Raw genomic sequence first — 9,427 nt, forward strand, 5'->3', positions numbered from 1 at the left:
GAGACGGCGCCGACGAACGTGGTCTTGCCCACGCCGAAGCCGCCCGCCACCACGATCTTCGCGCTGGTGGTTGAGCGGGCTGCACCGCCGCTAGATCTTGCGAAGTCCACTGAGCACCCTTTCGAGCAGTGTCACATCCGGCGTGCCGCCGGCCTCTCCGTTGCCCGGCTGATGGATCGCCACCATCCCCGCCTCCGCCAGGTCGGCCACGAGGATCCGGGCAACCCCGAGCGGCATTGACAGCAAGGCCGAGACCTCGGCCACCGACTTGACCTCACGGCACAGGTGGCAGATCCGCTGGTGCTCGGGGAGCAGCCCGGCAAGGAGCGCCGGGTCGGCCGTGGTGCTGACCAGCGCCTCAATAGCGAGCTGGTAGCGCGGCCGGGTCCGGCCGCCGGTCATGGCGTACGGACGGACCAGCGGCTGATCGCCTTCAAATCCGTACGACGCGTCGACTGAGGCGCCGTACGGATCGTGAGAGGCGGGTGGCGGGGTCATGAATCCTCCGGGCGTGACAGCAAGTGGTCGGCGTGCCGTCTGAGTGGGCCGGTGGGGGGCCGGTGGGCGACCTGACGGTGGCTGTGCGGTGGCGCGTGGTGAAGCACCTGTGGGGTGGGCGGGTTCAGTGCAGCAGGCTTCCCTGGAGCTCGGCGCGCAGGTCCGGCGTGAGGACACTGCCCGCCCGGTCCACCAGGAGAGCCATCTCGTAGCCCACGAGGCCGATGTCGCACTCGGGGTGTGCGAGCACGGCCAGCGAGGAGCCGTCGGAAACGGACATGAGGAAGAGGAAGCCGCGCTCCATCTCGACAACGGTCTGGCTGACCGGGCCGCCTTCGAAGATCCGGGACGCCCCCGCGGTCAGCGAGGTCAGCCCGGACGCCACGGCCGCCAGTTGGTCGGCGCGGTCGCGGGGGAATCCTTCGGACATTGCCAGCAGAAGACCGTCGGCGGAGACCACCACCGTGTGCGACACCCCAGGGGTGTTGTCCACGAAGTTGGTGATCAACCAGTTCAGATTCTGCGCCGCCTGGCTCATCGGGCTCAACTAACGCTCCTGCTGGTGAGTGGGGCCGAGGTTGAAGCTGCCGGTCGTCGAGCTGTTTTGCTGACGGCCCTGCTGAATGCCCCGACGGAGATTGGTCAGCCGGCCGCGTACGTCGTCTGGCGCACGCGAAACCTGCGGACCGGCCTGGTTGTCCTGCTCCTGAGCGGTGCCCGGCACAAGGTTGGCGCGCGGGACCCGGCGGGGCAGACCAGAGGTGGTGACGCCGCCGGCCGCGGGCTTCCTGACCCGCTCGGCCTGGCGTACCAACTCGTCATTGGGCGAGGTGCGCCAGGCGGCAACACTCGCATTGGGCGCGTTGCCCGGGGCCACCGGGGTCTGCGCCGGGGAGCGCTGCGGCATCGGCGGAACGGGACGGTCGGCCGGCTGCTGCTGTGTGGGCTGACCCCCCTGCTGGCCGTTCTGTGCGCCGTGGAACCAGTTCGTCTCGAGCGTGTCGTACAGCGGCGTACGGCCGTCGCCGCGACCGGCCGGTGGGAGCGCCTCGTGCTGCGGCTGCGGGGGCAGTGCGTTCACAGGGCGGGGCGCGGAGAAGCCGTTGTCCCGGCCGCCGCGCGGGCGCGGTGCCGGAGCCTGCGGCCCTCCCCCATAGCCTCCGGCACGGGAGGTGCCGGAAACATCGGGACGGGCGAACTGAGCGGTGGACGCCGGGTCCTGGGAGCTGCCGGCCGGCGAGCCGTTCAGGTCCTGGCGGGCGTACTGGCCCGTGGACGAGGGGGCAGGCGTGCCGTACACATCGCTTCGTACGAACTGCCCTGTGGAGCCTGAAGCGGCGCCGGTGTTGGGACCCCGCGGCGGCTGCGCCCCCCCATAGCCTTCGGCACGGGAGGTGCCCCCAACATCGGGCCGTGGGAACTCCGCCGTCGAGCCGGGACCGCGGGTCGAGTCGCTGTCCTCGTGGCCGCGCGGCGCGTCCGTTGCCGGACGCTGCTGCGGGGTGGGCGCCTGCTCGCTGCCCCAGCTGGCGGCCTGCGGACGCTGCGGGCGCTGTGGCTCCTCGCGGCGGGGGCTGCCGCCGGGGAGCTCGGCGCGCGGGCCGCCGGAGGCCGGCAGCTGCCTGCCTCGGTCACCAGCGGCCGGAGCGCCCTGCTGGAAGCCGTTCTGCCCCGCTTCGTTACGGGCGGGAGCGTTCTGCGCTCCGCGGCCCGCACTCGAGCCGAAGGCGCCGGTAAGACCGCCGCCCTGGCCCTGACCGCCCTGCTGACCCTGACCCGGGCGCGGAGACCCGTCACGGGTCGGCAGCGCGGCACGAGGAGCCGCGCCCGCGCCGACCTGGCCGCGTGGCGCACCGGTACCGGGCCGCCCGCCCGCGGGCGGCCCGCCGAGACCGGGACGGCTGCCGCCGCCGGCCCCACCGGGACCACCACCGCCCGGACGGCCGCCGAGGCTCGCGGGACCGCCCTGCGCCGGGGGAGCGGAGCTCTGGCCGCCCCCACCGGGCAGGGGCGGAGCCTTCTTGCCGCCGTGGGCGACATCGACGGGGAGCATGACCAGCGCGGTCGTACCACCGGAGTCGGAGGGGCGCAGCTGGATGCGGATGCCGTGCCGCAGAGACAGTCGGCCGACCACGAACAGACCCATGCGGCGCGAGACCGAGACGTCCACAGTGGGCGGCGACGCCAGCCGCTCGTTGATCGCGGCGAGGTCCTCGGGGGAGAGGCCGATGCCGGTGTCGTGGATCTCGACCAGGACGCGGCCGTCGGGCAGCGCGTGACCGGTGACGCGGACCTTGGTCTGCGGCGAGGAGAACGAGGTCGCGTTCTCCAGCAGCTCGGCCAGGAGGTGCACAAGGTCGTTGACGACGCGGCCCGCGACCTCGGTCGCGGGGACCGCGGCCAGTTCGATGCGTTCGTACTGCTCCACCTCGGAGGCGGCGGCACGGAGCACGTCGACCAGCGGGACCGGCCGGGTCCACCGGCGGCCCGGCTCCTCGCCCGCGAGGACGAGGAGGTTTTCGCCGTTCCGGCGCATACGGGTCGCGAGGTGGTCCAGCTTGAAGAGGGAGGACAGCTGGTCCGGGTCGGCCTCGCGGGACTCCAGCTCGGAGATGAGTGAGAGCTGACGCTGGATAAGGCCCTGGCTGCGGCGCGAGAGGTTGGTGAACATCGCGTTGACGTTGCCTCGCAGCAGCGCCTGCTCGGCGGCCAGCCGGACTGCCTCCCGGTGCACGTCGTCGAAGGCCGCGGCCACCTGGCCGATCTCGTCCCTGGAGTGCAGACCGATCGACTCGACGGAGGTGTCGACGTCCTGCGGGTCGGCCTCGGAGAGCTGCTTGACCAGCTCGGGCAGCCGGTCCTGGGCCACCTTGGTCGCGGTGTCCTGGAGCCGGCGCAGCGAGCGGATCATGGAGCGGGCCACGACGAAGGCGCCGACGAGCGAGACGCCGAGGACGACGAGGATCAGCGCACCGTTGATGATCGCCTCGCGCTGGGACTGATCGCGCAGCTCACGGGCCTTGCTCTCCATCTGGCCGAGCAGTGTGGCCTCGATGGTCTTCATGGCGTTGATGCGGACCGAGTAGTCGTCGGTCCAGTCCAGGTGCGAGCGCCGGTCCAGGCTGGCCAGACCGTTCCTGGTTTCCAGCGCGCGCTGGGCGTACAGCTCGGACGCGGTGATCGTCGGGTTGCCGTTCTCCATCGGCGAGGTCAGCTCGTCGGCGTTGCCGCCGGAGGACTCGTAGACCGACTTGAAGGCCTTGAGCTGGGTCTCGCCGTTGTCGCGGGCGGCCTTGCCGTAGAGCCGGTCGATCTCGGAGAGGCCGGGACCTTTCGAGTCGGCGCCGCCCGGCAACGCGGCGGCGATGATCGCGCGCTGGATGGAGGCGTACTCCTTGGCGGAGGAGAAGGCCGCCAGGGCGCGCGTCCGCTTGATCATCTCCGGGTTGCTGGTCGCCTGCGCCATGTCCTGGGAGAGGCTCAGCAGCGATTCGATCAGCCGGCTGTAGCCCTCCACCGTCAGGGAGTGCGGGTTGTCCGGGGCGTAGGCGGTCTCACGGATGCCGTTGAGCTGGTTGACCTGGACGGCGATCTGGTTCGCGTTGGCGCGGATGCTCTCCAGCGCGGCGTCCGCGCCCGTGTTGGGGATGTCACGGGTGGCTTCGAGGAACGACTTCCTGGCCCGGTCGGTCGCGGCCCGCGGGCCTGAGACCTTGAAGTCGGTGACCGGGGTGTTATTGGACAGCGGACCGGCCGACAGGTCCCGCTCCGACTGGAGCGCCTGCGCCAGCTCGGTCGCCTGCTTGGTCATGTTGGTGAGCAGCTGCATGTGATCCAGCTGCTGCATGTCGTCCATGGACTGGCTGATACGGAGTCCGCCCAGCGTGGTCGCGGCGACGACCGGCAGGGTCAGCAGGGAGACCAGACGCGTGCTGATGCGCCAGTTGCGCAGTGCTATTCGCGAACCGGTTTCCGTGGGCCCCTTCGGCTTCAGCGGGGCCTTGGGCGCATCGCCTCCGGGTGCCGCCGCGCCGGGGCGCGCGACACGTTCGCCGCTGTCGCCGGGCGCTGCCGGTCCCTGGTTCTGGGTGTGCCGGGGCGAGGATCCGCGGTCGGTCCCGCCGCGCGGCTCCTGTTCCGCCGCAGCGCTGCCATCCCTCTTGAAACGTCCCTGCACTAGCGTCGCAACCTCTGGACCAGGCGTCCCTCCGCTTGCACGGCGGGACGGTGTCGGCGTCGTGGGGCGAAGAACGCGCCCCAGTGGTGGTCGTGAGTGACCGGCGCTGCTCCCCCTTCCCCGCCGCCATTGGCGCTGGGTTGCGCCCCTTGCGCGCCGGTCTGAACCGCGGCGGTGCGTGGAATTCCAGCACAGTGCCGGATCTCCAACAAGGGCCGTGTACCGGGCTGTGACATGGGTGACACGGTGTGATCGTTGTGTCACAAGGCGTAGAAGGGGTTCGCGGAGGAAACGGACTTTTACTCACGAGTCACTTAGGGGTGGGGGGTGTCCCAGTCGCCATGATCGGGAGCGGAATACTGCCTTCAGTGATGAATGTCCGTTTCTCGGTGGGCAGTTGGCCGCCTGGAATGACCGAATTGACTGTCAACTCGTGAGGAAACTCACATGGAGATCGCTGCCTCCTACTGGCTTTCCCGGGGAACTGGATGTTTAGCCTGACGCTTTACAAGGATGGGAAATCCGTCAACCGGCGCTCACCTGGGTGCCCGTACTCCGACAGGGTCTGAAACAGCAGATGAAGACGACGACGATGTTCCGCAACATAGCCAACCCCCGGCGCACCACCCTCGCGCACCTCAAGGACGCCGAGGAGCTGCAGACGACGGAGCAGCCGGAGCACACGGTCGATCTTCCCACCCAGACGGCCAACCCCCGCCGCACGATCCTTGTGGACGCCCCTCTTTCCTGAGGCTCGGCTCTCCCCTGCCTTCGGCGGGGGACCCCCACGGGTCGCCTCAGCGTCTGCCGACGGTCGACCGTGCTCGATCTCTCTCGTTCCTCGGGACCTCCGCGCTCCCCCAGCTACCGCTGGGGGCTGCCCCCACTCTCTTTCGGCAGCCACGCGCCCCTTCGGCTCACTCGCCTAGGGATGCGCCCGGCCGCGTTAGCCTGGAGCGTCACACTCCAGCCAGCGTTAGTAGAGGGGCACCCGCATCCCGTGCGCATCGCCAGGTTCTCCATCGACGGCAATGTCGCCTTCGGCGCGGTCGAGGGCGAAGGCACCGGTGATTCAGCCGGTCTCGTCCTCGACATCATCAAGGGCATCCCGTTCGCGGACTTCGAGCTCTCCGGCACGAAGGTCCCGCTGAGCAAGGTCCGGCTGCTGCCGCCCGTGCTTCCCAACAAGGTCGTGGCCTTCGGCCGCAACTACGCGGAGCACGCGGCGGAGCTCGGCAACGAGGTCCCCGACGCGCCGTTCGCGTTCTTCAAGCCGTCCACCTCGGTGGTCGGTCCCGGCGACCCGATCGCGTACCCCTCCTTCTCGAACGATCTGCACCACGAGGCCGAACTGGCCGTGGTCATCGGCCGCATGTGCCGCGAGGTCCCGCGCGAGCGTGTCAAGGACGTCATCCTCGGCTACACCTGCGCCAATGACGTCACCGCCCGCGACGTGCAAAAGCGCGAGAAGCAATGGGCCAGGGCCAAGGGCTTCGACAGCTCCTGCCCGCTCGGCCCCTGGGTGGAGACCGACCTCGACCCGAGCGACCTTGCCATCCAGTGCACGGTCAACGGCGAGCAGCGCCAGCTCGGCCGTACGAGCCAGATGATCCACTCCATCGAGGACCTGATCGTCAACATCACCGAGGCCATGACGCTGCTCCCCGGCGACGTGGTCCTCACCGGCACCCCCGCCGGGGTCGGCCCTCTCAACGTCGGCGACGAGGTCGCCGTCACCATTCAAGGCATCGGCACTCTCACCAACAAGGTGATCAAGCGTGACTAACGGATCCGTCCGCGTACGTTTCTGTCCCTCGCCGACCGGCAACCCGCATGTGGGCCTGGTCCGCACCGCCCTGTTCAACTGGGCCTTCGCCCGGCACAACGGCGGCACCATGGTCTTCCGTATCGAGGACACCGACGCGGCCCGCGACTCCGAGGAGTCGTACAACCAGCTGCTCGACTCGATGCGTTGGCTCGGTCTGGACTGGGACGAGGGCCCCGAGGTCGGCGGCCCGCACGCCCCCTACCGCCAGTCGCAGCGGATGGACATCTACAAGGACGTCGCCGAGAAGCTGATGGCCGGCGGATACGCGTACGAGTGCTTCTGCACCGCCGTCGAGCTGGAGGCCCGCCGGGACGCCGCCCGCCTGGCAGGCAAGCCGTCCGGCTACGACGGCACCTGCCGCAACCTCTCCGTCGAGCGCATCGCGCGGTACAAGGCCGAAGGCCGTCCGGCCATCGTCCGCTTCCGGATGCCCGACGAGCCGATCACCTTCACGGACCTGGTCCGCGGCGAGCTCACCTTCACCCCGGACAACGTTCCGGACTACGGCATCGTCCGCGCCAACGGCGCCCCGCTCTACACGCTGGTCAACCCGGTCGACGACGCGCTGATGGAGATCACGCACGTCCTGCGCGGCGAGGACCTGCTGTCCTCCACCCCGCGCCAGATCGCGCTCTACAAGGCGCTGATCGAGCTGGGCATCGCCAAGGAGACGCCTGCCTTCGGGCATCTGCCGTACGTCATGGGCGAGGGCAACAAGAAGCTGTCCAAGCGCGACCCGCAGGCATCCCTCAACGTCTACCGCGAGCGCGGCTTCCTCCCCGAGGGCCTGCTCAACTACCTCTCGCTGCTCGGCTGGTCCTTCTCCGCCGACCAGGACGTCTTCTCGGTCGCCGAGTTGGTCGAGAGGTTCGACATCGCGGACGTCAACGCCAACCCGGCCCGCTTCGACCTGAAGAAGGCGGAGGCGATCAACGCCGACCACATCCGCCGGCTGGATGTGAAGGACTTCATCGAGGCGTGCCGCCCCTGGCTGCAGCCGCCGCACGCCAACTGGGCCCCGGAGAAGTTCGACGAGGCGGCCTGGCAGGCGATCGCCCCGTACGCCCAGACCCGGCTGACCGTCCTCTCGGACATCACGGCGAATGTCGACTTCCTCTTCCTGGACGCCCCGGTCGAGGACGAGGCGTCCTGGGCGAAGGCGATGAAGGAGGGCGCGGACGCCCTGCTCCGTACGGCCCGCGAGAAGCTGGCCGACGCGGACTGGTCCAGCCCGGAGTCGCTCAAGAACGCGGTCCTCGCGGCGGGCGAGGAGCACGGCCTGAAGCTCGGCAAGGCCCAGGCCCCGGTCCGCGTCGCGGTCACCGGCCGCACCGTGGGCCTGCCGCTCTTCGAGTCGCTGGAGATCCTGGGCCGGGAAAAGACACTGGCCCGCATCGACGCGGCGCTGGCGAAGCTGGCGGCCTGAAGTCCGGATCGGGCGGCGCCCGGGTACCGTCGGATCATGCCGATCCGCGCGGTCCTCTGGGACATCGACACTGCATTCCTCGGGGGGTAACCCCCGAACCCCCCAGCAAAGGGGCGGCGCCCGGGTACCGTCGGATCATGCCGATCCGCGCGGTCCTCTGGGACATCGATGACACGATCTTCGACTACACCAGCGCCGACCGCGTCGGCATGCGACAGCATCTGCAGACCGAGGGCCTGCCCGGCGGATACGACTCCGTCGCGCAGGCTCTCGATGCGTGGCGGGAGGTCACCGAGCTCCACTGGGCCCGCTTCGCCGGCGGTGAGACCGACTTCCAGGGGCAGCGCAGGGACCGCGTCCGCAGTTTTCTCGGTACGCCGATGAGCGACGCCGAGGCCGATGCCTGGTTCGACCGGCACGTCGCCCACTATGAGGCCGCCTGGTCGCTCTTCCCGGACACCGTGCCCGTTCTTGACCTGCTCGCGGACGACTACCGCCATGCCGTCCTGTCCAACTCCAGCATCCACAACCAGGACCGCAAGCTGCGCGTTCTCGGCGTACGGGACCGGTTCGAGGCCGTCGTGTGCGCCGTCGAACTGGGCGTGTCCAAGCCCGAACCCGGCGCCTTCCACGCCGCCTGCGACGAGCTCGCGCTCGCGCCGCACGAGGTCGCCTATGTAGGGGATCATCCCGATATCGACGCCCAGGGCGCCGTCGCCGCCGGACTGGCCGGGATCTGGCTGGACCGCACCGGTCTTGGGGGCCGACCCGAGCTCACCCGCATCACCGGACTCGACCAGCTCCCTGGCCTGCTGCGCGGCGAATCCCGTTTTGGAGCGCCGGACACCTTCAGGTAATGTTCTTCCTGCGCCGCCCGAGAAGGCCGAGAGGTCCGACCGGGGAGCGCAAGCCAAACAAACCCCCCTCCAGGGGGTTGATTTTTGGTGGGCTATGGTGTAATTGGCAGCACGACTGATTCTGGTTCAGTTAGTCTAGGTTCGAGTCCTGGTAGCCCAGCTCGCAGAAATGATCTTCTGCAAAGCCCCCGTTGTGTAGCGGCCTAGCACGCTGCCCTCTCACGGCAGTAGCGCCGGTTCGAATCCGGTCGGGGGTACAGATCCATCCCGTTGATCATCAGGGTCGCACCCGATGATCATGCGGTGACATCACCCGGCTCTGCCGGGTGGGATCGCTAGGGCCCCCGTTGTGTAGCGGCCTAGCACGCCGCCCTCTCAAGGCGGTAGCGCCGGTTCGAATCCGGTCGGGGGTACTGGTCTAAACCACCATGGCCTATGGTGTAATTGGCAACACTACGGTTTCTGGTACCGTCATTCTAGGTTCGAGTCCTGGTAGGCCAGCTCGCGGAGCTCATCCGCAAGGCCCCCGTTGTGTAGCGGCCTAGCACGCCGCCCTCTCAAGGCGGTAGCGCCGGTTCGAATCCGGTCGGCCAGGGCGGCGACTATCTATGGGCCGACGCGATCCGAGAACACCTCGCCAC

7 protein-coding genes, 5 tRNA genes and 1 pseudogene are annotated in these 9,427 nt (G+C 69.3%); 9 read left to right on the plus strand and 4 right to left on the minus strand.

The window, feature by feature from the left end:
• The 4 genes and pseudogenes from ACWDO5_RS33940 to ACWDO5_RS33955 form a co-directional block, all read right to left on the minus strand.
• Positions 1 to 110, minus strand: a pseudogene (locus ACWDO5_RS33940) (ATP-binding protein); the annotation flags it as partial.
• The gene (locus tag ACWDO5_RS33945; RefSeq protein ID WP_450534408.1) at positions 91 to 498 is read right to left on the minus strand and encodes a DUF742 domain-containing protein; all 408 of its coding nucleotides are present in this window, start codon (positions 496 to 498) and stop codon (positions 91 to 93) included. The gene ACWDO5_RS33945 and the pseudogene ACWDO5_RS33940, both read right to left, overlap by 20 nt.
• Before the next feature lie 124 nt (positions 499 to 622).
• A complete protein-coding gene (locus ACWDO5_RS33950; protein WP_142214992.1) occupies positions 623 to 1,036 on the minus strand; it encodes a roadblock/LC7 domain-containing protein in 414 nt (137 codons plus the stop codon).
• A 9-nt stretch (positions 1,037 to 1,045) separates the two neighbouring features.
• Positions 1,046 to 4,675 carry a nitrate- and nitrite sensing domain-containing protein gene (locus tag ACWDO5_RS33955; RefSeq protein ID WP_450534409.1) on the minus strand — a complete coding sequence of 1,210 codons (3,630 nt, stop codon included), beginning with the start codon at positions 4,673 to 4,675 and terminating at the stop codon, positions 1,046 to 1,048.
• Between the two features lie 577 nt (positions 4,676 to 5,252).
• On the opposite strand from ACWDO5_RS33955, the gene ACWDO5_RS33960 reads away from it, so the two are divergent.
• The 9 genes from ACWDO5_RS33960 (at position 5,253) to ACWDO5_RS34000 (ending at position 9,378) form a co-directional block, all read left to right on the plus strand.
• The gene (locus ACWDO5_RS33960) at positions 5,253 to 5,426 is read left to right on the plus strand and encodes a hypothetical protein (RefSeq protein WP_450534410.1); all 174 of its coding nucleotides are present in this window, start codon (positions 5,253 to 5,255) and stop codon (positions 5,424 to 5,426) included.
• Positions 5,427 to 5,675: 249 nt separating this feature from the next.
• A complete protein-coding gene (locus tag ACWDO5_RS33965; RefSeq protein WP_450534411.1) occupies positions 5,676 to 6,461 on the plus strand; it encodes a fumarylacetoacetate hydrolase family protein in 786 nt (261 codons plus the stop codon).
• Positions 6,454 to 7,929, plus strand: coding sequence for a glutamate--tRNA ligase (gltX, locus tag ACWDO5_RS33970; protein ID WP_450534412.1), 1,476 nt, complete (start codon positions 6,454 to 6,456; stop codon positions 7,927 to 7,929). The genes ACWDO5_RS33965 and gltX overlap by 8 nt, the downstream gene beginning before the upstream one ends.
• A gap of 137 nt (positions 7,930 to 8,066) precedes the next feature.
• On the plus strand, positions 8,067 to 8,786 hold the full coding sequence (locus tag ACWDO5_RS33975) for an HAD family hydrolase (protein WP_450534413.1): 720 nt from the start codon (positions 8,067 to 8,069) through the stop codon (positions 8,784 to 8,786).
• An 88-nt stretch (positions 8,787 to 8,874) separates the two neighbouring features.
• Positions 8,875 to 8,946 (plus strand) — tRNA-Gln (locus tag ACWDO5_RS33980).
• A 24-nt stretch (positions 8,947 to 8,970) separates the two neighbouring features.
• Positions 8,971 to 9,043, plus strand: a tRNA-Glu gene (locus ACWDO5_RS33985).
• 83 nt (positions 9,044 to 9,126) lie between these two features.
• Positions 9,127 to 9,199, plus strand: a tRNA-Glu gene (locus tag ACWDO5_RS33990).
• A 16-nt stretch (positions 9,200 to 9,215) separates the two neighbouring features.
• Positions 9,216 to 9,287 (plus strand) — tRNA-Gln (locus ACWDO5_RS33995).
• A gap of 18 nt (positions 9,288 to 9,305) precedes the next feature.
• A tRNA-Glu gene (locus ACWDO5_RS34000) sits at positions 9,306 to 9,378 on the plus strand.
• Positions 9,379 to 9,427: the final 49 nt, after the last annotated feature.

The sequence above is a fragment of the Streptomyces sp. NPDC000880 genome (assembly GCF_053599675.1).

Coding starts and splice junctions, on each gene's coding strand:
- ACWDO5_RS33945 (WP_450534408.1), bottom strand. CDS start 498: ATGACCCCGCCACCCGCCTCTCACGATCCGTACGGCGCCTCAGTCGAC.
- ACWDO5_RS33950 (WP_142214992.1), bottom strand. CDS start 1,036: ATGAGCCAGGCGGCGCAGAATCTGAACTGGTTGATCACCAACTTCGTG.
- ACWDO5_RS33960 (WP_450534410.1), top strand. CDS start 5,253: ATGAAGACGACGACGATGTTCCGCAACATAGCCAACCCCCGGCGCACC.
- ACWDO5_RS33975 (WP_450534413.1), top strand. CDS start 8,067: ATGCCGATCCGCGCGGTCCTCTGGGACATCGATGACACGATCTTCGAC.